Here is a 22,725-nt window from a genome sequence, read left to right as displayed (position 1 = left end):
GGCCGCGCATGAATACGGCCTGGCTGAGTCGATGGTGGTGGCGACACTGGAGCCACCGCGGCCCGGTGGCCGCGACGTTGTACCCCCTGTCGCTGGCCTACGCCGGACTTGCGGAATATAACCGCATGCGCCTGGAAGAGATCCGCCGGAATACCCGACTGCCGTTGAAGGCGGTGATTGTGGTCGGGAATCTGACGGTCGGCGGCAGCGGCAAGACCCCGATGACGGACTGGCTGGCGCGGCGTCTGACGGAGGCGGGATATCGTCCGGGCATCGTGTCCCGTGGCTATGGCCGGCGTGGCGAGGCGGGGCAGGCGGTGCATCCGGATTCGGATCCGGCCGAGGTCGGGGACGAGCCCGTGCTGCTGGCCCGACGGACCCGGCTGCCGGTCCAGGTGGACCGCGATCGCGTGCGTGGCGCACGCGCGCTGGCCGACCGCGGCGCGGACGTGGTGATCGCTGATGACGGCATGCAGCACCATCGACTGCCACGGGATCTGACCGTGTTGATGGTGGACGGGCGCCGGGGCCTCGGCAACGGTCTGTGTCTGCCGGCCGGGCCGCTGCGCGAGCCGAAGGCGGCACGTGCGCGGGCCGATTTCGTCGTGCGGACCGGTGGCGAGGCTGGTGTCGACGAGATCCCGATGCAGCTGGTACCGGCCTCGCGCCTGCGGCGGGTGGACGGCAGTGACGAGACCATGCGCCCGAGGCTTCTGGGCGGGCAGGAGGTCCATGCGGTCGCCGGCATCGCCGACCCGGAACGTTTTTTTTCCATGCTGGAGCAGCGCGGCATCTACGTGATCCGGCACCCGTTTCCGGACCATCATCGCTTCCGCGCGCGTGATCTGGCGTTTGATGACGACCTGCCGGTTCTGATGACCGAGAAGGATGCCGTAAAATGCCGGTCGTTCGCGCAATCCCGCCACTGGTACTGGCCCGTGGCGGCCAGCCTTCCAGCCACTTTCGAGCCGGCCCTGCTGCAGCGTCTGACGACCAGCATCCGGCTCCGCCATCTGGGGTAAGTACAACATGGACAACCGCCTTCTCGACATCCTCGTCTGCCCGGAGACCAAGGGCCCGCTGAAATACGACCGCGAGAATCAGGAGCTGATCTCGGTTCAGGCCGGTCTGGCGTACCCGATCCGGGACGAGATCCCGGTGATGCTGGTGGACGAGGCCCGGCGCCTGTCGGACGAGGAAAAGGAACGCTGGCGCGACGTCTGAGGGCGCCGTGGAACCCTTCGTTGTCGTCATCCCGGCGCGGCTGGCCTCCAGCCGTCTGCCGGATAAGCCGCTGGTGCCGGTCGCGGGCCGCCCGCTGATCGCGCATGTCGTCGCGCGCGCGCTGGAGAGTCGTGCCTCCCGCGTCATCGTGGCGGCCGACGATGAACGGGTGCTGGCCGCAGCCCGCGAGGCGGGCGCTGAGGCGGTGTTGACCGCCGCGGACCTCCCGTCGGGCACCGACCGCATCGCCGCCGTGGCGGCGACGGAGGGCTGGGGTGACGAATCCCTGGTGGTGAACCTGCAGGGGGACGAGCCCCTGACGCCCGGCGGGCTCCTCGACGAGCTGGCGGCCCTGCTGGCGGAATCGCCGGAGGCCGGGATGGCGACCTTCGGGGTGCCGCTGGGCAGTGCGGCCGATCTGCACGATCCGAACCAGGTCAAGCTGGTGACCGATGATCACGGGCGGGCGCTGTACTTTTCCCGCGCGCCCATTCCCTTCGACCGTGAGGCCGCGCGCGACGGCCGCGACCCCGACACGTCGGCGGCCGTGCGTCACCTCGGACTGTACGCGTATCGCGCCGGGTTCCTGCGGCGCATGAGTGCGACCCCGCCGGCGCGCCTCGAACGCCTCGAGCAGCTGGAGCAGCTGCGAGCCCTGGCGATGGGCGCGCATATACAAGTGGGGCTGCGCGCGGAGGCGCATCCGCCCGGTGTCGATACCCCGAGCGATGTAGAACGCGTGGAAGCCGCGCTGGCGCAGGGTCGGGGATCATGACCGGCGAGTGGCCGCGTCGCCGGACGGCGCGTTACGCCGCGGGTGTCCTGATACTGGCGCTGGTGTTGACCGGATGTGGCGAGGGGCCGTCGGAGGCGCCCGCACCCGAGCGGCCCGTCAAGCTGGTCACCGTGAGCGAGCGGGACACTCTGATCGAGCGCCGCTTCTCCGGGCGTACCCAGGCGGCGGAACGCGCCTGGCTGGCGTTTCGCGTCGGAGGTGTGGTCGAGTCGGTGGCGGTGGAGCGCGGCGAACGCGTGGACGAGGGCGACCTCCTGGCCCGTCTGGACCCGCGCGACTTCCAGCGCCGGGTGCGTGAACTGGAGGGCGGTCTGGTGGAGGCCCGCGCGGAGCAGCTGATGCTGGAGCGCGGCGCACGCGAGGAAGAACGGCGCCAGCTGGAGGCGCGGCTGGAGGCGGCCGGGGCCCGCGAGGAACAGGCCGAGTCCGAATACCGCCGGGTGGCGCGCATGTACGACGACGGTCATGTGAGTCAGTCGGAATATGACCGCGCCCGCCGGGCCCTGCGCGAGGCCGCGGCGGACCGGCGTTCGGCGCAGGAGGCGCTGACCATCGCGCGGGCCGGCGGCCGCGAGGAGGAGCGCGAGGCCGCCCGGGGCCGGATCCGGCGCATCGAGGCGCAGCTGGAGCAGGCGCGCGACGCACTGGAAGACAGCGAACTCAGGGCCCCGTTCACCGGTTACGTCGCCGAACGCGATCTGGAACCGCATGAACCGGTGCAGGCGCATCACCCGGTGGTTCTGTTCGAGGATCTGGAATCCATCGAGATCGAGGTCGGCATCCCCGAGGGGCTGCTGGTCTGGCGGGACCGGCTGGAGGCGGTGGAGGTACGCATTCCGGCGCTGGACGACGCGCGTTTCTCCGCCAGCATCCGGTCGGTCGGGGTGGACGTGCTGCCGGGACGGCAGACCTATCCGGTCAAGGTGCGGCTGGAGACCCCCGACCCGCTGACCCTGCCCGCGACGGCGCTTGACCCCGACCGGGTCCTGCCGGGGATGACCGCCGAGGTCGCCTTCCGGGCGCGCCCCGAACCCGGTGTCGGCGTAGTGCTTCCGCCGTCCGCTCTGGTGGAACACGCGGAGGGCTACGCGGTGTGGGTGCGGGACCCCGAGGACGGCCGCGTCGCCCCGCGCCAGGTGGAAGTGCTCGGCGCGGACGGCCACGGGGTGCGCGTGCAGGGCGACCTGGAGCCGGGTGACGAGGTGGTCTCCGCGGGCGCCGGACGGCTGCGCGAGGGCCAGCGTACCCGTCGGTTCAATGACGAGGCCCCGGCTTCGGGACGCGACACCGGGGCCGGGGGCAACCGGCCGTGAACCCGCCCGGCGGCGACAACGCCGGGTCCGGGTTCAACGCCGCGACCTGGGCCATCCAGCGGGCCCGGCTGGTAGTGTTCCTGACGGCCCTGCTGGTCCTCGGCGGGACCTGGGCCTTCATCGACATGGGCAAGCTCGAGGATCCCGAGTTCACCGTCCCCACCGCGCTGGTGCAGACCGGCTACCCCGGGGCCCGGGCCACCCGGGTGGAGGAGGAGGTCACCGAGGTGCTGGAGCGGCATATCCAGCAGCTCGACGAGCTGGATGAACTCGAGTCGGTCAGCCGCCACGGCGAGTCGGTGATCTTCGTCCACGTCGACGAGGCCCTGGGGGATCAGGCCCAGCGTCAGGTCTGGGACGAGCTGGAACGCACCGTGCGTGCGGCGGTGCCGGATCTTCCCGACGGGATCCGCGGGCCGCTGGTGGACGACGACTACGGCGACGTCTTCGGCACCCTGCTGGCGATCCACGGCGAGGGCTACAGCCACCGCGAGCTGCACGACTACGCTGATGAACTGCGCCGTGAACTGCTGCGCCTGCCCGGGGTGGCACGAGCCGAGCTGTTCGGCGATCGCGGCGAGCGGATCTTCGTCGAGACCCGGCGTTCGCGTCTGGCCGCACTGGATCTGCATCCGGGGGTGATCATCCAGGCTCTGGAGCGCCAGAACGTGGTGGCGCCCGGCGGGGCGATCGAACTGGAGGAGGACCGCGTACGGCTGTTCGTCTCCGGGGTGTTCGAATCGGTGGACGACGTTCGCAACCTGGCCATCCACAACCCCGAGACCGGCGAGCGTTTCCAGCTGCGCGATGTGGCCGAAGTGCGCCGCGGTGACGCCGAGCCGCCGGAACGCATGCTGCGCTACAACGGCCAGCCGGCGGTCGCGCTGGGGGTGAGTCCGACCGAAGGGACCAACGTGGTCGCCCTGGGTGACGACGTCCTGGAGCGAATCGAGGCGTTGCGCGGGGATCGCCCGGTGGGGATCGACATCGACACGGTCAACTTCCAGCCGGAGACCGTGCGCGCGGCCATCCTGGATTTCGGCGGCAACCTGGCCACGGCCGTGGTCATCGTGCTGGGGGTGCTGCTGGTGGCGCTGGGCTGGCGCACCGGCCTGATCGTCGGCATGGGCGTGCCGCTGACCATCCTGGCGACCTTTTTCGTGATGTGGGTGGCCGGCATCGAACTGCACCGGGTCTCGCTGGGGGCCCTGATCGTGGTTCTGGGGATGCTGGTGGACAACGCGATCGTCGTTGCCGAACTGATGATGACCCGCATCCAGCGCGGCACCGAGCGGCTGCAGGCGGCGCGCGAGGCGGTCAGCGAGACCGGCGGGCCGCTGCTGATCGGGACCCTGATCGCAGCGCTGGCATTCTCGCCGATCAGCATGACGCCGACCCTGGTGGGCGAGTTCACCCGCTCGCTGTTCTGGGTGGTGGCGATCGCGCTGGGCCTGTCGTGGCTGCTGGCGGTGACCCTGACGGCCCTGCTGGCGTGGCGCTGGTTGCCGGCTCCGGCGAATGGCGACCCGACCGGTACGGAGACGCCCGGAATCGGCACGCAGCTGCTCGCGTTCTATCGCCGGGCGCTCACGGCCATGCTGCGCCATCGCCGCCGGACCCTGGCGTCGGTGGTCGGCCTGATGCTGGTCGCGGTCGCGTCCTTTGCGCTGGTACCGCAGATCTTCTTCCCGCCGGCCGACCGGGCGCAGTTCATGATCGATCACTGGCGGGGAGAAGGGACGCGCATCGAGTCCACCGCAGCCGATGTGGCGCGTCTGGAATCCTGGCTGTCGCAGCACCCCGAGGTGGAAAGCTACACGGCCTTTATCGGCGAGGGGTCGCCGCGGTTCTATCTGCCGATGATGCCCGAACTTCCCAATCCGGCGCTGGCCCAGATCCTGGTGCAGGTCGAAGACGTGGATCGACTGCATGACATCATCGCGGAGACCCGCGAATGGATGGACGGTCGCTTCCCCGGGGCGGAACCTCGGGTGCGGCCGATGCAGCTGGGGGAGCCTGTGCGCTTTCCGGTGGAGCTGCGGCTGTCCGGGCCGCAGGACCGGGCCGAACTGCGCGCCACCGCCGACCGCGTGCTGGAATGGATGGAAGGTCACCCCGACCTGGAACGGCCCCGGCATGACTGGCGCGAACGCACACTGACGCTGGACGTACAGGTGGATCAGGACCGGGTCCGAGCGGCCGGGCTGTCCAGCGCCGAGGTGGCCGAGACCCTGGAGGCCGGAGTCAGCGGCATGCCGATCGGGGTCTTTCGCGATGGCGATCAGGCCCTGCCGGTGCTGTGGCGCTTTCCGGAGGATGAACGCCGGGATCTGGCACAGCTGCACACCCTGGAGATCTGGCCGCGCGACGGCGGTGCCGCGGTGCCACTGGGCCAGGTAGCCGAGGTGGAGCCCGTGTTCGACGAGGCGGTGATCTGGCGCCATGACCGGCGCCCCACCGTGACCCTGCAGGCGGACCTTGCCCCCGGTGCCACCGCCAGCGGTTTCGTGCGCGAGGCCGACCCGGTGATCGACACCTTGCTGCAGGGCACCGGGAATGCGGGGCAAGTGGAGCGGGAATGGGGCGGCGAGTTCGAGGCGGCCGTTGATGCGCAGGCCAGTGTGCTGGCGCCGGTGCCCATTGTCCTGGGACTGATGGTGGTGTTACTGCTCTGGCAGTTCAACAGCTTCCGGAACACCCTCGTGGTGGCACTCAGCGTCCCGCTGGCGGTGGTGGGCGTGGTCGCGGGTCTGCTGCTGTTCCGGCAGCCGTTCGGTTTCATCGCCCTGCTGGGGGCAATGAGCCTGGGCGGAATCCTGCTGCGCAATGCGATTGTGCTGGTGGAGCAGGCCGAGCTGGAACGCCGCCGCGGACTGGAACCCCTGGAGGCCCTGATCGAGGCCGCGGTCAATCGTTTCCGCCCGGTGCTCCTGACCGCCCTGACCACCATCCTCGGCATGATCCCGCTGGCGCTGTCCGGACCGTTCTGGGCGCCGCTGGCCATTGCCGTGATGAGCGGCCTTGCCGCCGGTACGGTGCTGATCCTCGGCGTGGTGCCGGTGCTCTACGCGACGCTGCACCGGCTCCCGCGTCCGGAGTAAAACGGCCCGAGCGGGCCCGGCCCGGACGAATTAGCCGGCAGCTTCTCGCAGTCGTCGGGTCCAGTCGCGCAGGGCCTCCGGCAGTTCTTCGTCGGTGTCGGGCAGTTCCCGTGCCAGCAGCCGCAGGCGATAGCGCACGTCGTTCTGCAGCGCGGCGGTTTCCACGCCGAGGGATGCATCCTCGGCGATGCTTTCGCGGATCAGGTCCAGGGGCAACCCGCGCAGCCCGGCCCGGTCCAGCAGGCGGGTCAGCGGCTCCAGGTGACGCCGGAGGATGGCCTGCGACGCCGGATCGAGCTGTTCCATGCGCTCGAGGCCCTGTTCCACACATTCGATCCCGGCACGCAGGGCTTCCCAGTCGACCGGAAAGCCGGTCTCCTGCGGGGCCGATTCGGCGACGGGGCAGTGGTCCATGGCCTGCAGCAGGACGCGAAGAGCGTCGCCATCGAGCTGGCCGGCGTGGCCCTTGAGGATCGCCGAGAGGGCCGCGGGATCCTGCCGGCCGCACAGTGCGGAGGCAAGCTCCATCACCGCCAGGCAGCGACCCGCCGGCTCCAGCGTCTCGCCTGCGTGACCGCGTGGGTAGCCGCTGCCATCGAGGCGCTCATGGTGCTGCAGGACCGCATGGCTGGCCCCCGGGTGGCACGCGGGAAAACGCTTGAGCGTGAGCCAGGCGATCACCGGATGGCTGCGCAGCTGGCGTTCCTGTTCGGGCGTCAACGGGGCGCGGGATTCGAAGATCGCCGGGTCGATATGCAGATAGCCGATGTCATGGAACAGCCCGGCCGTGGCCAGATCGCGGGCAAAGGCGGTGTCCGGCGGGCGCAGCTCCATCCCCAGCAGCGTGGCGCCCAGCGACACCTGGATGGCGTGTTCGAACGCCTCCGGCATGCGTTCCTGCAGAATGAACAGTTTGCCTGCCAGCGCCGGGTCCAGGGCCAGGGAGGAGGGCACCGCGACGGCTTCGCGGGGCCGCGAGGCCACGGCCATCAGGGCGCGGGTCAACGGGTCTTCTTCCGCGATACGTTCGCACGTGGCGCGCAGGGCCGCCCGGTCCACCGGTTCGGCGACGTCGATGCTGGCGTCCAGCGGGCGCAGCAGTTTGTGTGTGGTGAGGCGCTCGAACAGCCGCCGGTCCAGAGGCTGGCCGGCCTCGATGAGCTTCTGGCCGTGAGCGTTGTAGATGGCCTCGCTGGTACGCATGTCGCGCACTTCGCCGGCTTCGGTCACGTGGGTGACGAAATGGGCGGTGTCGGGCGGGCCGCCGTGTTCCTCCGTGCCGGCATGTTCGGGGCGCTGTGGCATGGGAGCCGATTCTAACAACAAGTCAGTCGTGCAAGCCGAGTATGCGCGGGAGCTGCCCGAGACGGCCCAGACGCGGCGGGGCGGGAACCGGGTGTTCCCAGGGCAGCGCGTCGGGGTTGTACCAGGCGGCGTTGAGACCCGCATCCAGCGCCCCGAGGATGTCCGCCACGGGGTCGTCGCCGACATGGAGGATGGCCGGTGCCGGTACGCCGGCACGCCGTCGCGCCTGTTCGAAGATTCGCGGATGGGGTTTGGCCACGCCCGCTTCGGCCGCGGGAACGGCGAAATCGAAATAATGGCCCAGGGGCGTGCGGAACACGTCGGCGTTGCCGTTGCTGATGGCGCCGAGGGTGAATCGGCCATGCAGGCGGGCGAGCACGGCGTCGGCCTCCGGGAACGGGGTCACCTCGTTGCGGGCATGCCAGAAGACCGCGAAGCCTTCCTCCTCGAGGGTGTCCGGACAGACCTGGCAGCGTTGTGCAAGACCGCGCAGCCATCGTTTGCGCAGGCGGGTCAGGTCGTGGCGCTCTTCCTCGGGTGCGGCCCGCATGAAGCCCGCGCGGTCGGCCACCAGCTCTTCGGGCTCGAAGCGGGCGCAGACTGCGGGCGCGCGTTCGCGCAGCCAGGCGTAGAAACGGTCTTCGGCATGACGGATGACCGGCATCACCGGCCAGAGGGTGTCGTCCAGATCGAACGTGATGCATTCGATCGAATGATCGGGTGCCGCGGCGGGTCGAGATTTCGATTTCATCGAACGTTATTGTCGGAGTTTTGCGTCGAGCGTCGCTTTTCCGAACCTCAAGCAGGTGTAAAATGAAGGGGAATTTCAATCGTGCAGCTTTCATTCTGCCCGAAAAGGAGAATCACAACATGAAGAAGCTCTTTCTGCGCAGTCTTCCCGTGGCCCTGCTGGGTGCGATGATGATGACCGGTACCGCTCAGGCGGTCGATCCCGAGGACGCGATCGAGTATCGCCAGGGCGTGTTCAAGGCCTTCAGCTGGAATTTCGGCCCGATGGCGGGCATGGCCCAGGGCGAGATCCCGTTCAACGAGGAGATGTTCCTGGAGCGTGCCGATCAGCTGGCGCGCCTGGCCGACATGCCGTGGCAGGGCTTTACCGAGGGCTCCGATCTCGGTGAAACCGATGCCATGATGGAGGTCTGGGAAGATCAGGAGACCTGGGAACAGAAGATCGCGGACTTCGAAGAAGAGGTTTCGCGCATGACGGCCCTGATCGATGAAGGGGCCGATGAAATGCAGCTGCGCCGTCAGGCCGGCGAGATCGGCCAGTCCTGCAAGGCCTGCCACGACAGCTTCCGCGCTGACTGATCGGCAGGCGGGGCCACCCGGCGGTATACGCCGCCGGGTCGGCCCGTGCCGAACGGAGACATACCGGGGCCGGTCGCTGCTGCGGCGGGCCTTTCTGGTTGGGGGCGCGAACCGTGCCCGGGCCGGACGCGACTTCAGCGTAACCCGGGGGTCGTGGTGTCCTCCGCCGGGTCCACCCGGATCTCCAGCGATACGTCATTCCGGGCGCGGGTAGTGCGGCGGCGAACGGGCGGGTGAACGTCGCGGGCGTCGCTTTCCAGCCGCGAACGGATTCCGGCAAAATCGTGCCAGCTCCCGGGCTCCAGGGTGATCTCCGTTGCGACCCGTTCGTGCTCGGCGCCGCGCTGCAGGGGTGTCTGATGGAGATGGGTGATCGCCACACGCACGCGGCCATCGGGTTGCATGCGGGGTTCCACGGCGAAGCCGCGCGCCGTGTCGCGATAGATGGGTTCGATGGCTACGCCGGCACGACCGGCAAACAGGCGGTAACCGGCGGGCAGCGTCTCCCCGACCATCAGAACGGCGCGCCCTCCGTCGCGCAGCCGCAGGAACTGCTCGCGGTCCTCGTCTCGCCGGGTGGTAAAGCGCCGGATACGGCCGGCGGTTTCGTCGTCGTGGTCGTGGCGGCGGCGCACGCGCAGGATCAGATCGGGGGACGCCCGGTCGAGCTCCGCCACCATCTGGCGGATCTCCTCGATCTCGTGCGCCGGCGCGCGCACCAGAAGGCGGAAGCCATCCGGCTGCAGGGTGGCGCCGGGGAACAGTTCGCGCAGGTCGTGCACCACGGCTTCGGCCCGGCGATTCTGCAAGTCGATGACCGTGACACGGTCGGCCGCGTCGCGAGCCGTGGAACGGAGAGGCAGGGCGAGGAGGCAGGCGGCCGCGCTCGCCCGCAGGAACCGTCGGCGTCGGTCAGAGATGGACACGTCGCAGTTCGTCCGAATCCCGGCCGGCTTCCCAGCTCGCTTCGAATTCCTCGGCGCGGCGCCGGGTCCGGCCTCGATGATCGGTTTCACCCCGCAGGATGCGCTGGCTGCCCGAACGCGTGAACTGCATCCAGCCGGACTGATCGGCGATGACCGTCATCACCAGAGGTGCGTTTTCGTCGGGGTCCAGCACCCGCACGGAGACCGCGGTGGTCAGGCGCTTGAGCGTGCCGACCAGTTCGGGCAGACGGTCCTTGAGTGCCAGGTCGTCGTCCACCAGCAGGCGAATGTCGGTGGAGCGGTGGCGCTGGGCCATGCGCGCGAGGGTACGGGGGAGGTCGTCGTCCGCGACTTCTTCCAGCAGCGGTACCGGAGCGTGGATCCACAGGATCCGCCCGGCGTTTTCGCTCATCTCCCGCAGCATTTCGCGGGCCTGCTCGCGCGGGTCTTCCGTGTTCATGCCTTCTCCTTTGTCATCCGGCCCGCCTCATCCGGCGCGGGCCATGGAATTCCGGATGCGCCGCAGCATGCGCCGGTGGGGGATGCCGGCATCCTCGAACGTGTCACTGATGATAAAGAAATCGTGACGGGCATAGAATCCCAGGCGAGTCGCCTGGGCGTTCAGCCAGACTTCGCGCCAGCCGTGGCGGATCGCCGCGTTCAGGGCGCATTCGAGCAGATGCGATCCGATGCCGTGACCGCGCCAGGGCCGGCGCACGGCCATGCGTCCGATCTGGCCGCTGGGCAGCAGGCGCAGGGTGCCGATGGGTTCGCCCCCGGGTTCCTCCGCCAGCCAGTGCAGGGCCCCGGCGTCGAGGCCATCGAATTCAAGGTCTTCGGGCACCTGCTGTTCCTCCACGAAGACTTCGCGGCGAATCAGGGACAGTGCCTTCCGGTCGGCAGGCCAGCTGGCCTCCCGAAAGTTGATGCGCTGGGACATAACCACCTCCTCCTCGTGGCCGGTTACCCAAAGGCCACGCCGGACAGACGAGTCTAGTTCAGACTCGCGTTCCCTGCCCGTGAGGCAGTCCGCGTTCCGGGCGTTCCATGACGGTCTGCATCAGGTCGACCCGAGCGGAACTGAAACCGATTTCGCAGTACGCCAGGTAGTAACGCCACATGCGCAGAAAAGCCGGCGAATAACCGAGCGCCTCGATCGCCCCCCGGGTGCGCATGACCTCGCGGTACCAGTGCACCAGGGTGCGGGCGTAGTCGGCACCGAAGAACGCGCGCTCGGTGACCTGCAGGCCGGCAGCGGCCGCCGCGTCGCCGAAGCGCGCCGGGGTCGGGAGCATGCCGCCGGGAAACACGTACAGCTGGATGAAGTCCGCGTTGTGGCGGTAATAGTCGAACGCGGCTTCCTCGATGGTAATGACCTGAACCGCGGCTCGCCCGCCGGGCCGCAGGCAGCGGTGCACCTGCTCGAACCAGGTGGACCACCAGCGTTCGCCGACGGCCTCGAACATCTCGATGGACACGACGTGGTCGAAGGCCTCGTTCAGTTCGCGGTAGTCCTGCAGACGCAGGTCGACCCGGTCCGCCAGTCCCGCCTGCCGGATTCGTTCGCGGGCGTACGCCAGCTGCTCGTCGGACAGGGTGACGCCGGTCACCCGGTAGCCGCGCCGGGCAGCGAACTCCGCAAAGCCGCCCCAGCCACAGCCGATCTCGAGGATGTGGGCGCCGGGTTCCGGAGCCAGGCGCGTCAGCAGACGTTCGTATTTCTGCTCCTGGGCGCGCTCCAGGGATTCGTCGCCGCGACAGAACAGCGCGGCGGAGTAGCCCATGCCGCGATCCAGCCACAGGCGGTAGAAGTCGTTGCCGAGATCGTAATGGAAACGGATATTGGCGCGGCTGCCCCGGCGCGAGTTCCGTCGCAGCCAGTGGCGCAGGGCATCCACTCCGCGTTGCCAGGCGGGGCGCTGGTAGACGCGGCCGAGCCGCTGCTCGTTCTCCATCGCCAGACGCAGCAGGGCATGCAGATCGGGCGTGGTCCATTCGCCGTTGATGAACCCCTCGGCGAAGCCGATGTCGCCGTGGCGGGCCAGTCGCACAAGCGTGGCCCACGGCCGCCGCAGGTGCCAGACCGCCTCGCTGCCCGGGCCCTGCCCGGCGATCTCGCGGCGTTCGCCATGCGGACCGATCAGGGTCAGGTGACCGTGGTCCAGTCCATGGATACGCCGCGCCAGCAGGTCCAGGGCCCGGCCCGCCGCGGACCGGGACATGGCCGGAAGCCGTTCGCTGCGTTGCAGTTCCATCAGCTCATCTCCTTTTCGGGCGGGTCGGGGCGCGGGTGGTAGCGCCCGCCGCGCCACCAGATCTTCAGGGCCTGCCAGTGGATCAGGAACAGGACCTGGAGGGTCATCCAGGGCATGCGGGCCCACTGGCGCAGCAGGGCCGCGTCGGTCATCGGCCGGACATGGCCGTGCTGGGTGGCGACCAGCAGCAGCCGGTCGTCCTGGTACTCGCGGATCGCCACGCGCATCGAGCTGCCTTCGCGCAGTTCGGGCGCGGTCACGGCGAACGCGTAGCGTGCGTCCATATCGATGAACGGCGAGACGTGAAACACCTTGTCCTTCTCCGCGCGCAGCATGCCCCCCGCGCTGTCTCCGGCCGGCAGCAGATAATGGTGATGCTGGCCGAAGGTGTTGCGGACTTCCAGCAAAACGGCCTGCAGATGCCCGTCGATGTGATGGCAGTACCAGATGCTCAGGGGGTTGAAGGCATGGCCGAGGACCCGGGGCGTGGCCTGCAGAAGAATCGCGCCGCCATCAGGTTCCAGTCCGCCCTCGCGCAGCCGGGCCTCGACCCACGGCCGCCAGGGCGTGCCGTCGCGGCGGCCGTGGTCACGGGTGTGCAGGCTGAACAGGTTGAAGCGATCCAGCGAGAACCAGCGGCGGTTGCGCGCCAGATCCTCGACGCGGTCGATGTCGAACAGCGCGCTCACCAGCCGGTAGCGAAAACGATAGTCCGGCCCGTGCAGGCGACGGTGCATGACATGGCCGGGAAGCAGGGCGGCATCCATCAGGTTTGTCCCGTCACGGTGCGGACGGAGGTTCCCGCGGGTTGCCTGGTGTCCGCCCGGGGAGCAGCCAGGGGTTCGGAACCCGCCGTCCAGGGCATTTCCAGTCCCAGTGCGCGCCCCACGCTCCGTGCCGAACGCAGGCCATCCTCGTGAAAGCCGTCGCCCATCCACGCCCCGGCGAAATACAGGCCGTCCTCGCCCTGGTGTTCGGCCAGTGCGGCACGCGCCCGTTCGGCCGGTGCGTCCATCACCGGGTGTTCCCACAGGAACTCGCCCAGGGTCAGCGACGGATGCGGGTCGTGCAGGGGATTGAGGCTGACGATGTAGTTCTCGCGACGCTGCAGCCGGTGCAGGGCGTTCATCCAGTAGGATACCGAGACACCGCGTTCGCCGGTTGCGCGTGCGCGAGAGAGGTAGTTCCACGAAGACCAGACCCGCCGGGAGCGCGGCATTAACCGGACGTCGGTATGCAGCAGGGCGCGGTTTTCCTGAAACTGGCAGGCGGCCAGGCGAGCGCGGGTGGCTTCGGGGCCGCCGTCGAGCAGCCGGCGGGCATCGCCCGCGTGGCAGGCGAACACCACGCGGTCGAACTCCTCGGGTTCGCCGGATCCGTGCACCCGCCACTGCGAGGCGCGAGCCTCCACCGCGGATACCGCGCCGTGCGCCACCGAGCCGGGGACCAGACGCTGCGCCAGACGCCGGACGTAGCTGCGCGAACCGCCGACCACCGTGCGCCACTGCGGGCGATCGCGCAGATCCAGCAGACCATGATTGAGGAAGAAGCGCAGGAAGCTGGCCGCCGGGAATTCGCGGATGCGCGCCGGCGGACACGACCAGATGGCCGCGCCCATCGGCAGCAGATAGTCTTCGGTGAAGCCGCGCCCCAGGCGATGACGGGCCAGGAACTCGCCCAGCGTGCCCTCCGGCATCTCCTGACGTGCATTCAGTTCGTGGCCCAGGCGGTTGAAGCGCAGGATATCGGCAACCATCCGCAGGAACCGCGGACGCAACAGATTGGTGCGCTGGGCGAACAGCGTGTTCAGGTTGTTCCCGGCATATTCGATGCCGGCGGGTTGTTGCGAACAGGCAAAGCTCATGTCCGTGGGACGGGTCTCGACGGCCAGCTCCGCGAACAGGCGGGTGAGCAGCGGATAGTTGCGTTGGTTATAGACCACGAACCCGGTGTCGATGGCGGTCGGCCCCTCGGGGTCGGCCACATCCACGGTATGCGCATGGCCCCCGAGCTGCGGCGCCTGTTCGAACAGCCGAACGTCGTGGTGCTGCTGCAGGATCCAGGCCGAGGCGAGTCCGGAAATACCGCCGCCGATGACGGCGATGCGCTGTCTTTGCATGTCCGGGCTCTCCAGCGGCCGGGGTTGATATCTATCTTATACAATACCTGTACAATGGCTGTAAATGATGCCGAAGGAGACGAGCATGGCGGAGACCAACCCCGACTGGCCCGAACCGGTGCGCCGCGCACTCGACGAATACCCGATCGTACTGGTGACCTCCGGTCTCAGCGACACCCGCGAAGCGGAAGCCCTGCTGGACCAGCAGCGGCCCGGCGAGTGGACCCGCCTGGAATGGGGCATGGGGTCGGCCGGGAACCGCGCGGCGTTCCACCAGTTGCAGCAGGCCACCGGCATGCGCATGCTGCCCCTGGTGGTCACGCGGGAAGGCGCCCTGGGCGGGGTGCCCGAACTGCGCGCCTGGCTGGGCGAAGCCACGCCGGACACGCCGCGGACCGACGCGCGGGACCCGGTCCTGACCGTACTGGGCGCCGGCGGATTGATCCCGTTCGTGTTCTTCGGGGCAGGGGCATGGATCGCCCATCCGGAATGGCAGGCTTTCGCACTCAACGCGCTGGCGCTATATGGTGCGGTCATTCTGGCGTTTCTGGGGGCGATTCACTGGGGCATCCACCTGGCGGACCGTTCCCATCGCGTGGGGCCGCTTTCGGGCCCTGCCTGGGCGGTCATCCCGCCCGTGCTGGCCTGGCTGGCGGTCCTGCAACCGTTGCCCGAGGCGATCATGACCCTGGCGGTCCTGTTCCTGGGCGTGTTGTGGGTGGACCGGCTGAGCCTGCGTGACCGGCGACTGCCGCCGGGCTATCTGACCCTGCGCATGGTGCTGACCACCGGCGCGATCCTCTCCCTGGCCGCGGGCCTGGGGGCGGTCACGGTCGGTTGATCCGATCCGCTCTGATCCAAGGAGAACATGATGGACGCCGCTTCGCACAGCGACGAGGAACCCGATAACCGCACGCCGGCCAGCGAACTGGCCGGGCACTACCGCGAGATCCTGGCCGGGCTCGGCGAGGACCCGGAACGCGAGGGCCTGAAGGACACCCCGCTGCGTGCCGCGAAAGCCATGCAGTACCTGACCCGCGGCTACGAACAGGACCTGGACACCATCGTGAACGGGGCTCTGTTCACCTCGGACAACGACGAGATGGTCCTGCTGCGCGACATCGAGCTGTATTCGCTGTGCGAACACCACGTGCTGCCGATCATCGGCAAGGTGCACGTGGCCTACCTGCCGGACGGCAAGGTGATCGGCCTGTCCAAGATCGCACGCATCGTCGACATGTTCGCCGCCCGCCTGCAGATCCAGGAGAACCTGACGCGTCAGATCGCCGAGGCCCTGCAGCAGGTCACCCAGGCCAAGGGCGTGGGCGTGGTGGTGGATGCCCGCCACATGTGCATGACCATGCGCGGCGTGGAAAAGCAGCACTCCTCGATGGCCACCTCGGTCATGCTCGGCGCCTTCCGCGAGGACTCGCGCACCCGGCGCGAATTCCTCAACCTGATCGGTCGCAGCTGACAGTTACCCGCAGCCCGCCCGGTTCGGGGGCAGGCACTACGGGGCAAGGGGCTCCGGTTCTCCGCCCGGGGCCTCGATCCCGCGGTGGTGCAGCAGGGTCCCGGAGGCCTGCAGCAGGGCGGTGCGGGCCTGGCGGAAGGCCACGATGCTGTCGGTGCGCTCCAGGCGACTTTCCAGCAGGTCACGCTGCGCCCGGGCCAGGGCGAGGGCGGTGCCGGTGCCGGCACGGAAACGGGCCTTCTCCACGCGCAGCTGTTCCTCCTGAAGCTTCACCGTCTCCTCGCGGGCGTTGATCTGCTCGCGCAGGCGCGCGGCCTCGAACCAGGCCGCGCGCACGTCCTCCACCGCCAGCTGCTCCAGGTTGGCCAGGGTCTCGTGGACCTGCTGGCGGGTCAGCCGCGCGCGGCGATGCTCGGCCTGCGCCGCGCGCTGCCCGATCGGCAGCTCGAACTCCAGACCGGCGGCCAGATCGTAGCCGGAGCCGCCATCGCCGGTGGCACTGGAGGCAAGGCTGTCGGCATAGCCCGACTGGCCCAGGGTCACGAAAAAATCCAGCCGTGGGAGCAGGCCGTTGCGGGTACGCACCAGTTCCAGCTCGTCGCGACGGGCCCGCACCCGCGTCTCGTTGAGGTCGGGCCGGTGGTGCCGGGCCAGGGCCACCCAGGTCTCCATAGGCTCCAGGGAATAACGCTCCAGCTCGGGCTCGGAGACCGGCTCCAGCCGGGTATCCCACAACCCGCCCTGGCCGTGAATGCGGCGCGCGAGCGCGTCCTGTGCCACCGCGCGATCGCTGCGGGCGTCGATCAGCCCCTGGCGGCGCAGCGCGACCTCGGCGCGCGCCGACACCTCCTCGGTCTCCGGCAGGTCGCCGGCGCGGATCCGGCCGCGGGTCTCTGCCAGCTGGCGTTCGGCCACCTCCAGCGCCTCCTCGAAGATCCCGACCCGCTGGCCGGCGAGGACCAGATCCCAGTAGCGCGCCTCCACGTCGTTCAGCAGTTCTTCCACGTAGCCGCGCAGCTCGTGTTCCGAGGCGCGCACGTCCAGCCCCGCCTGTTCCAGCCGGACCCGGTTGGATTCGATGCGTCCGCCGCGCAGCAGCGCCTGGGTCAGGGTGACCCCGCCGCGCGCGGTGTACTGCGCCTGGTCCACGCGGTTGCTGTCGCTGCGCTGACTACGCACGGACAGGGTGAGTTCGGTGCCGGTCGGCAGCTCCTGGCGCAGCCCGACCTCGCCACTGCGGCGGGTCGAGACCACCTCGTCGGTGACCCCGATCTGGTCGAGCTGGCGCACGCTGCGGTCGCGGCCGGTCTCCACCTCGGCGAACAGTGCGGGGTCGAACACCGCCTGCTCCTGGGCGACAAAGGTGTCCTGGATCGCCGGCTGCAGGCGTTCCGCGCGCAGCCCGGCGTGGTTCTCCAGCGCCGAGGTCACCGCTTCCTCCAGCGTCAAAAGAAGCTGGTTCCCGGTATCGCCGGCGGGAGTCCCGCCCGACGGGGCGACGCCTTCGGGCACCGCCAGTACCTCGTCCGGCAGATCGAGCTCCAGCGCGGAGGCGGCGGGTGCGGCCAGCAGCCCGGCCAGGCCCGCACCCGCGAGCAAGGCGACCATCGTGGACGGTGAGCGGCGATCAGTCATGGGCATCCACCATGCGGTAAACGGGCGGTCGTTGCTGCGAGCGGCGGTAGAACAGCAGATAAAGGGCCGGAATCAGGAACAGCGTGATCAGCGCGGAGGACAGCAGGCCGCCGATCACCACCCGCGCCATCGGTGCCTGCGCCTCGCCGCCTTCGCCCGCGCCAATGGCCAGCGGGAGCAGGGCGAGGATGGTGGTCAGGGTGGTCATCAGGATCGGTCGCAGGCGTTCCCCGGCGGCGGTGATGACGGCCTGCACGAGCTCCATGCCGTCCGCGCGGTGGCGCCGGGCCATGCGGTCCACCAGCAGGATGGCATTGTTCACCACGATCCCCACCAGCAGCAGGATACCGATCAGCGACTGCACGTTCAGGGTGGTGCCGGTGACCCGCAGCGCGAGGACCACCCCGATGATGGCCAGCGGCACCGAGAACATCACGATCAGCGGGTCACGCAGCGATTCGTACAGGCTGGCCATCACCATGTAGACCAGCAGCACCGCCAGCAGGGTGCCCAGCAGCAGCTCCGAGAACGCGGCTTCCTGTTCCTCGATGTCGCCGGTGACCGAGTAGTCGATCTCCGCCGGCAGCGGGATCCCCTCCAGCGCCGCACGCACGTCCGCGGCCACCTCGCCCAGGGAACGCCCGCCGATGTTGGCGTGCAGGGTGCTGATCCGCGCCTGTTCGCGGCGCTCGATCGAGTCCGGCCCGATCGCCCGGTCGAAGTCGACCACGCTGCGCAGGGCCACGCGGTCGCCGTCATCGTTGCGCAGGGTCAGGTCGCGCAGGTCATCCAGGGTGGCGGTGACCGCGTCGCGCAGCTGCACCCGCACCGGGACCTCGTCTCCGGCCGTGCGCAGGGCCCCGGCACGGGTACCACCCAGGGCGGTCTCCAGGGTCTGCGCAATGGCCTCGACTTCCACGCCGAGGTCGGCGGCCCGGTTGCGGTCGATGCGGGTGGCGAACTCCGGCTGGCCACCGTCCTCGGCGACCCGTGTGTCGGTGATGCCGGGGACGTCGTCCAGTGCCTGTTCGAAGCGTTCGGTAACCGCGCGCATGGTGTCGAGATCGAAGCCGCGCACCTCGACCGCCAGGCTCTCCTCGTCGTCGCCACCAAAGCCGCGGAAGAAGATTCCGCCGCGCGCCCGCACGCGGATCTCCGCGCCGGGGGGATCGCCCAGCGCACTGCGCAGGGCATCGGCAATCTCTTCGGACGAGCGCTCGCGGGCATCGCGCGGGCCGACATTGATGCGCATGTTGGCGGCCGCCGGCGACGAGGCGCGGAAGGCCGAGGCGCCGATACTGTTCACCAGGTGCTGCAGTTCGGGTACCTCGTCACGGACCTGCTCTTCCAGATCGAGCATCACCGTCTGCAGGTCGTCCAGTGGCGTGCCCGGCTCCATCGACAGGTTCACGCGGATCTCGCCCTCGTCGGTGGCGGGCATGAACTCGGTGCCGACTCCGCGCAGCCCCGCCAGCGCGATGATCAACAGCGCCAGGCTGATGCCCACCACCGACCACGGATTATCCAGCGCCGGACGCAGCGCCCGCGCATAGGCCCGTTCCATGCGCTCGCGCATGCGCGGCGCGGACGCGGGGCGGCGCATGCGCGCCATCAGCATCGGCACCAGGGTCAGCGCGACGATCAGGGAGGCGAACAGGGCAAAGGCCACCACCACCGCCAGGGGCCGGAACAGATGGCCGGCCAGCTCCTCCGCAAAGAACAGCGGCAGGAAGATCGCCAGGGTGGTCAGGGTGGAGGCGACGATCGCCGGTGCCACGCGCCCGGTGCCCTCGGCCGCCGCGGTGGTGGGCGCGAGGTCGGGAACCTGTTCGCGTCGCCGCGCGATGCTCTCCATCACCACGATGGAGTTGTCCACGATCAGGCCCACGCCCAGCGCCAGCCCGCCCAGGGTCATCAGGTTCAGGCTGTGGCCGCCGAAATGGATCAGCGCGAAGGTCGAGATCACCGCCAGCGGGATCGCGGTCGCGGCCACCAGGGTATAGCGCAGGTTGCGCAGGAACAGCAGCAGCACCAGCATCGCCAGCGCCGAGCCGTAGAGGATCGCCTGGCCGACGTTGGCGATGGAATTGCGGATGAATCCCGACTCGTCGCTGACCGCGCTGATGCTTGCCTGCGGGAAATCACGGTTGATCGCGCGCAGTTCGGCGTGCACCCGGTCGGCGACCTCGACGGTGTTGGCGTCGGTCAGCTTGCGGATCGCCAGCACCACGCCGTCCTCGAAATCCACCCGGAAGCGGCGGGTCTCGCGTTCGTGGGTGTCGAGCACCCGGGCCACCTGGTGCAGGCGGGTGCGGCCGTCCTCGTCGCGGTGGACCACTACCTCGCCGATCTCGTCCAGCGCCTCGAACTGGGCCGGGGTGCGCAGGTTGAACTCGCGGCGGCCATCCCGGATCGGCCCGCCCGGCGCGATCACGCTGGCCCCGGTCAGGCGCGAGCGGATGTCGTCCAGCCCCAGATCCAGCGCGCGCAGGCGGTCCGGCTCGACCTCCACCCGGACCTCGCGCTCAAGTCCTCCGCGCACGTCCACCGCGGCCACCCCCGGCAGGCGCTCCAGGCGCGGGCCGATGCGGTCGTCGATCAGCCCGTGCAGGTGGATCGCGTCCAGTCCGCTGGCCACGCCCAGCAGCATGATGGGCGAATCTGCGGTATCGAACTGGCGCACGCGCGGGCGCTCCGCGTCGTCCGGCAGGCTGCTTTCGATGCGCGCGATGCGGTCGCGCAGGTCATCCATCGCCGCGCGCAGGTCGCTGCCCCAGGCGAGGGTGATGCGCACCCGCGAGTTGCCCTCGGCCGAGGTCGAGCGGATCTCCTCGACCCCGGTGACCGCGGCCGCGGCCTGTTCGATCGGCCGGGTCACCAGCTGTTCCACTTCCTCCGCGCCGGCGTTCGACCACGAGGTGTTCACGGTCATCACCGGCAGGGCGATGTCCGGCAGCAGGGCGACCGGCAACCGGGTGAGGGCGGACAGCCCCAGCACCAGCACGATCAGCGCCACCATGCTGGTCAGCACGGGGCGGTGAACCGTCAACTGCGCCGGATTCACTGGCCGGACCCCGTCGCGTCGTCGCGGATCCGCAGCGGGGTGCCGTCACTCAGCAGATGCTGGCCCAGCACCACCACCCGGGTCCCGGGTTCCAGTTCGGGTTCGCGCAGTTCGATCAAATCGCCGTCGCGTACCCCGGTGGTGACCGTGTGGCGGCGGGCGACCGGTCCGTCATCCCCGTCTTCCCCGACATCCTCGACCACGAAGATGACCGCGCCGGCCTCGCGGTGCATGACCGCGTCGCGGGGGATGGCGAGCCTTTCCGCATGCCGGTCGAGTTCCACCGACAGCTCCGCGAACATCCCCGGCCGCAGGCGTTCGTCGTCATTGGGCAGCTCCACCTCCACCCGGGCCTGACGCGAACCCGGACGGAACTCCGGCGCGATGCGCGAGATTTCCCCGTCGAAGCGTTCCCCCGGCCAGGCCGGCGTGGTCACCTCCACGGGCATGCCCCGCTGCAGCCGGGCGTAGTCGCCCTCGGTGACGGACAGCACCGCGCGCATGGGGGTCAGCCGGACCAGCGTCAGCAGTGTGTCGCCGGTGCCCACCAGCGCGCCACGATCGACCTGGCGTTCGGCCACGTAGCGGGTGGCTCCGGGTTCTCCGTCGTCGTTGCGATCGGCGTGAATCCGGGTGTATTCCAGCTGGATGGCCGCCGAACGCACGGCGGAGCGGTTCTGCCGCAGGCGCGACTCGGCCAGCGCCACCGCGGTGACCGCCAGCTCCCGTTCGGTCTCGGCCGCCTCCAGCTCGGAGGACGATGCAATCCCCTGTTCCCGCAGGTCGCGGGTGCGAGCCAGCTCCCGACGCGCGGCCGCCTCGCCGGCGCGAGCCTCGGCCAGCCCGGATTCGGCCACCGCCAGCTCGGCCTCGGCACGCTCCAGTTCCTGTTCGAACTCCTCGGCATCCAGGCGCAGCAGCAGATCCCCGGGTTCCACCCGGTCGCCCAGTGCCACCGCCACCTCGCGCACGTGGCCGGTGACCCGGGGCGTGATCTCGATCCGGTCACCGCCTTCCAGCGAGCCGGTGAAGCGCCGGCGCTCGACCAGCTCGCGGCGCTCGGCCTCGGCGGTCACCACCGCTACCGGCCGTGCGTCACCCCCGCTACGCCGCTCGGAGCCGTCGGGATCGCCGCCGCCGGGCCACCACCACACGGCCACGGCCAGCACGGCCAGGGCCACGAACAGAACAGGGATCACGGACAGACGACGCATGGCAACCCGGGCAGGGACGAGGACGAGGCAGGATTGTACCTTGCCCGCCACCCCCTGAACGTCCCGTGAATGCCCGATGAGTGCGGGGATCGACGTAACGCCGACGTGGCCCCGCGTGCCGCGATCAATCCGTCACGATCGATGGATGCCCGTGCAGGCGAATCTCAGGCTCGGGCACAAGCGGCGAGGGGGCGGGGCTCGCAGCCTGTGCCCGACGGTCCGGTCGCGACGCGCGTCAGCGCCGGTCGCCGGTGGCTTCGGCGGCCATCTGTTCGTAGCTGGTGTGGCGCACGTTCTTGCCCTTGACGAAGTAGACGACGTATTCGCAGATGTTGCGGGCGCGGTCGCCGATGCGTTCCAGGGAGCGGGTGGCCCAGACGATGTCCATCAGGCGGGGGACCGCGTCGGGGGCGGCGGTCATCTGTTTCATCAGTTTGTGGGTGACGGATTCGTACAGGCTGTCGATCTGGATGTCCTGCTGGGCGACCCGCACCGCCTGCTCGGTGTCCATGCGGGCGAAGGCGTCCAGCGCGCCACGGGTCATGTGGCGCACGTGTTCCCCCATTTCCGCGAGATCGCTCATCGGGGCGGTCTGGCGGTCGGCTTCGAGCAGATGCAGGCCCATGCGGCCGATGCGCTCGGCCTCGTCGCCCATGCGCTCGAGGTCGGTGATGGTCTTGATTACGGCTATCACCAGGCGCAGGTCGGAGGCAGTGGGCTGGCGTCGGGCGAGGATGTGCGTGCACTGCTCGTCGATTTCCACCTCCATCGCGTTGATGCGGTAGTCGGTGGTAATCACGGTCTCGGCCTGTTCGGTGTCACCCTCGACCATGGCGTTCACGGCATCGGCCAGCTGCTGTTCCACCAGTCCGCCCATTTCCATCACGCGCTTGATGATGTCTTCCAGCTCCTCGTTGAACTGCTGGGAGATGTGCTGCTTGAAGAAACTCTTGTCCATGGCGTGGGGCTC

20 protein-coding genes are annotated in these 22,725 nt (G+C 69.4%); 8 read left to right on the top strand and 12 right to left on the bottom strand.

Features of this window, described 5'->3' with window-relative positions; translation table 11 throughout:
- Positions 1-8 precede the first annotated feature (8 nt).
- The 5 genes from lpxK to F573_RS0108085 are packed head-to-tail and all read left to right on the top strand — an operon-like array spanning position 9 to position 6,434.
- Positions 9-1,022 carry a tetraacyldisaccharide 4'-kinase gene (gene lpxK / locus F573_RS0108105; protein ID WP_026300857.1) on the top strand — a complete coding sequence of 338 codons (1,014 nt, stop codon included), beginning with the start codon at positions 9-11 and terminating at the stop codon, positions 1,020-1,022.
- A 7-nt stretch (positions 1,023-1,029) separates the two neighbouring features.
- A complete protein-coding gene (locus tag F573_RS0108100; RefSeq protein ID WP_018869574.1) occupies positions 1,030-1,224 on the top strand; it encodes a Trm112 family protein in 195 nt (64 codons plus the stop codon).
- Positions 1,225-1,231: 7 nt separating this feature from the next.
- A complete protein-coding gene (gene kdsB / locus F573_RS0108095; protein ID WP_019022151.1) occupies positions 1,232-1,999 on the top strand; it encodes a 3-deoxy-manno-octulosonate cytidylyltransferase in 768 nt (255 codons plus the stop codon).
- On the top strand, positions 1,996-3,333 hold the full coding sequence (locus F573_RS0108090; RefSeq protein WP_019022150.1) for an efflux RND transporter periplasmic adaptor subunit: 1,338 nt from the start codon (positions 1,996-1,998) through the stop codon (positions 3,331-3,333). Before kdsB ends, F573_RS0108090 begins: the two co-directional genes overlap by 4 nt.
- Positions 3,330-6,434, top strand: coding sequence for an efflux RND transporter permease subunit (locus tag F573_RS0108085; RefSeq protein ID WP_019022149.1), 3,105 nt, complete (start codon positions 3,330-3,332; stop codon positions 6,432-6,434). Before F573_RS0108090 ends, F573_RS0108085 begins: the two co-directional genes overlap by 4 nt.
- A gap of 30 nt (positions 6,435-6,464) precedes the next feature.
- Here F573_RS0108085 and F573_RS0108080 read toward each other — a convergent pair whose 3' ends face one another.
- Both F573_RS0108080 and F573_RS0108075 read right to left on the bottom strand, forming a co-directional pair.
- Positions 6,465-7,739 carry an HD-GYP domain-containing protein gene (locus F573_RS0108080; protein WP_019022148.1) on the bottom strand — a complete coding sequence of 425 codons (1,275 nt, stop codon included), beginning with the start codon at positions 7,737-7,739 and terminating at the stop codon, positions 6,465-6,467.
- A 22-nt stretch (positions 7,740-7,761) separates the two neighbouring features.
- Positions 7,762-8,490, bottom strand: coding sequence for an HAD family hydrolase (locus tag F573_RS0108075; RefSeq protein ID WP_019022147.1), 729 nt, complete (start codon positions 8,488-8,490; stop codon positions 7,762-7,764).
- 62 nt (positions 8,491-8,552) lie between these two features.
- On the opposite strand from F573_RS0108075, the gene F573_RS0108070 reads away from it, so the two are divergent.
- On the top strand, positions 8,553-9,068 hold the full coding sequence (locus F573_RS0108070) for a cytochrome c (protein ID WP_019022146.1): 516 nt from the start codon (positions 8,553-8,555) through the stop codon (positions 9,066-9,068).
- 134 nt (positions 9,069-9,202) lie between these two features.
- Here the strand turns inward: F573_RS0108070 and F573_RS0108065 are convergent, their stop codons facing one another.
- Genes F573_RS0108065 through F573_RS0108040 form a run of 6 tightly spaced genes read right to left on the bottom strand, consistent with a single transcriptional unit; the run spans position 9,203 to position 14,368 of the window.
- A complete protein-coding gene (locus F573_RS0108065) occupies positions 9,203-9,994 on the bottom strand; it encodes a secretin N-terminal domain-containing protein (RefSeq protein ID WP_038033249.1) in 792 nt (263 codons plus the stop codon).
- Complete coding sequence (locus F573_RS0108060; RefSeq protein WP_019022144.1) at positions 9,981-10,454, bottom strand: hypothetical protein; 474 nt, start codon at positions 10,452-10,454, stop codon at positions 9,981-9,983. Before F573_RS0108060 ends, F573_RS0108065 begins: the two co-directional genes overlap by 14 nt.
- 27 nt (positions 10,455-10,481) lie before the next feature.
- Positions 10,482-10,934, bottom strand: a complete 453-nt coding sequence (locus F573_RS0108055) for a GNAT family N-acetyltransferase (RefSeq protein ID WP_018869565.1) — start codon at positions 10,932-10,934, stop codon at positions 10,482-10,484.
- Positions 10,935-10,992: 58 nt separating this feature from the next.
- Positions 10,993-12,249, bottom strand: coding sequence for a cyclopropane-fatty-acyl-phospholipid synthase family protein (locus F573_RS0108050; protein ID WP_019022143.1), 1,257 nt, complete (start codon positions 12,247-12,249; stop codon positions 10,993-10,995).
- Positions 12,249-13,016, bottom strand: a complete 768-nt coding sequence (locus F573_RS0108045) for a DUF1365 domain-containing protein (RefSeq protein WP_019022142.1) — start codon at positions 13,014-13,016, stop codon at positions 12,249-12,251. The genes F573_RS0108050 and F573_RS0108045 overlap by 1 nt, the downstream gene beginning before the upstream one ends.
- Positions 13,016-14,368, bottom strand: a complete 1,353-nt coding sequence (locus tag F573_RS0108040) for an NAD(P)/FAD-dependent oxidoreductase (RefSeq protein WP_019022141.1) — start codon at positions 14,366-14,368, stop codon at positions 13,016-13,018. Before F573_RS0108040 ends, F573_RS0108045 begins: the two co-directional genes overlap by 1 nt.
- 85 nt (positions 14,369-14,453) lie before the next feature.
- On the opposite strand from F573_RS0108040, the gene F573_RS0108035 reads away from it, so the two are divergent.
- The gene (locus tag F573_RS0108035; RefSeq protein WP_019022140.1) at positions 14,454-15,209 is read left to right on the top strand and encodes a DUF3429 domain-containing protein; all 756 of its coding nucleotides are present in this window, start codon (positions 14,454-14,456) and stop codon (positions 15,207-15,209) included.
- 30 nt (positions 15,210-15,239) lie between these two features.
- Entirely contained in the window at positions 15,240-15,842 is a 603-nt protein-coding gene (gene folE, locus F573_RS0108030) for a GTP cyclohydrolase I FolE (RefSeq protein ID WP_019022139.1), read from the top strand.
- Between the two features lie 36 nt (positions 15,843-15,878).
- Here folE and F573_RS0108025 read toward each other — a convergent pair whose 3' ends face one another.
- The 4 genes from F573_RS0108025 to phoU form a co-directional block, all read right to left on the bottom strand.
- Positions 15,879-17,483 (bottom strand): TolC family protein, encoded by a 1,605-nt coding sequence (locus F573_RS0108025; protein ID WP_369773036.1) that lies wholly within the window; start codon positions 17,481-17,483, stop codon positions 15,879-15,881.
- A complete protein-coding gene (locus F573_RS0108020; protein WP_019022137.1) occupies positions 17,470-20,541 on the bottom strand; it encodes an efflux RND transporter permease subunit in 3,072 nt (1,023 codons plus the stop codon). Before F573_RS0108020 ends, F573_RS0108025 begins: the two co-directional genes overlap by 14 nt.
- Positions 20,538-21,755, bottom strand: coding sequence for an efflux RND transporter periplasmic adaptor subunit (locus tag F573_RS0108015; RefSeq protein WP_019022136.1), 1,218 nt, complete (start codon positions 21,753-21,755; stop codon positions 20,538-20,540). The genes F573_RS0108020 and F573_RS0108015 overlap by 4 nt, the downstream gene beginning before the upstream one ends.
- A gap of 235 nt (positions 21,756-21,990) precedes the next feature.
- Positions 21,991-22,713: a phosphate signaling complex protein PhoU gene (gene phoU, locus F573_RS0108010; protein ID WP_019022135.1), complete on the bottom strand. Its 723-nt coding sequence runs from the start codon at positions 22,711-22,713 to the stop codon at positions 21,991-21,993.
- Positions 22,714-22,725: the final 12 nt, after the last annotated feature.

The sequence above is a fragment of the Thioalkalivibrio sp. ALE23 genome (assembly GCF_000378545.1).
GTDB lineage: Bacteria > Pseudomonadota > Gammaproteobacteria > Ectothiorhodospirales > Ectothiorhodospiraceae > Thioalkalivibrio.
This window is presented reverse-complemented; position numbering and strand designations above follow the sequence as displayed.

Excerpts from the sequence above, each read along its gene's own strand:
- F573_RS0108050 (WP_019022143.1), bottom strand. The coding sequence starts at position 12,249 with ATGGAACTGCAACGCAGCGAACGGCTTCCGGCCATGTCCCGGTCCGCG.
- folE (WP_019022139.1), top strand. The coding sequence starts at position 15,240 with ATGGACGCCGCTTCGCACAGCGACGAGGAACCCGATAACCGCACGCCG.
- F573_RS0108100 (WP_018869574.1), top strand. The coding sequence starts at position 1,030 with ATGGACAACCGCCTTCTCGACATCCTCGTCTGCCCGGAGACCAAGGGC.
- F573_RS0108045 (WP_019022142.1), bottom strand. The coding sequence starts at position 13,016 with ATGGATGCCGCCCTGCTTCCCGGCCATGTCATGCACCGTCGCCTGCAC.
- F573_RS0108090 (WP_019022150.1), top strand. The coding sequence starts at position 1,996 with ATGACCGGCGAGTGGCCGCGTCGCCGGACGGCGCGTTACGCCGCGGGT.
- F573_RS0108060 (WP_019022144.1), bottom strand. The coding sequence starts at position 10,454 with ATGAACACGGAAGACCCGCGCGAGCAGGCCCGCGAAATGCTGCGGGAG.
- F573_RS0108035 (WP_019022140.1), top strand. The coding sequence starts at position 14,454 with ATGGCGGAGACCAACCCCGACTGGCCCGAACCGGTGCGCCGCGCACTC.
- F573_RS0108015 (WP_019022136.1), bottom strand. The coding sequence starts at position 21,755 with ATGCGTCGTCTGTCCGTGATCCCTGTTCTGTTCGTGGCCCTGGCCGTG.
- F573_RS0108080 (WP_019022148.1), bottom strand. The coding sequence starts at position 7,739 with ATGCCACAGCGCCCCGAACATGCCGGCACGGAGGAACACGGCGGCCCG.
- F573_RS0108025 (WP_369773036.1), bottom strand. The coding sequence starts at position 17,483 with ATGCCCATGACTGATCGCCGCTCACCGTCCACGATGGTCGCCTTGCTC.
- F573_RS0108070 (WP_019022146.1), top strand. The coding sequence starts at position 8,553 with ATGAAGGGGAATTTCAATCGTGCAGCTTTCATTCTGCCCGAAAAGGAG.
- F573_RS0108055 (WP_018869565.1), bottom strand. The coding sequence starts at position 10,934 with ATGTCCCAGCGCATCAACTTTCGGGAGGCCAGCTGGCCTGCCGACCGG.
- phoU (WP_019022135.1), bottom strand. The coding sequence starts at position 22,713 with ATGGACAAGAGTTTCTTCAAGCAGCACATCTCCCAGCAGTTCAACGAG.
- F573_RS0108075 (WP_019022147.1), bottom strand. The coding sequence starts at position 8,490 with ATGAAATCGAAATCTCGACCCGCCGCGGCACCCGATCATTCGATCGAA.
- F573_RS0108040 (WP_019022141.1), bottom strand. The coding sequence starts at position 14,368 with ATGCAAAGACAGCGCATCGCCGTCATCGGCGGCGGTATTTCCGGACTC.
- lpxK (WP_026300857.1), top strand. The coding sequence starts at position 9 with ATGAATACGGCCTGGCTGAGTCGATGGTGGTGGCGACACTGGAGCCAC.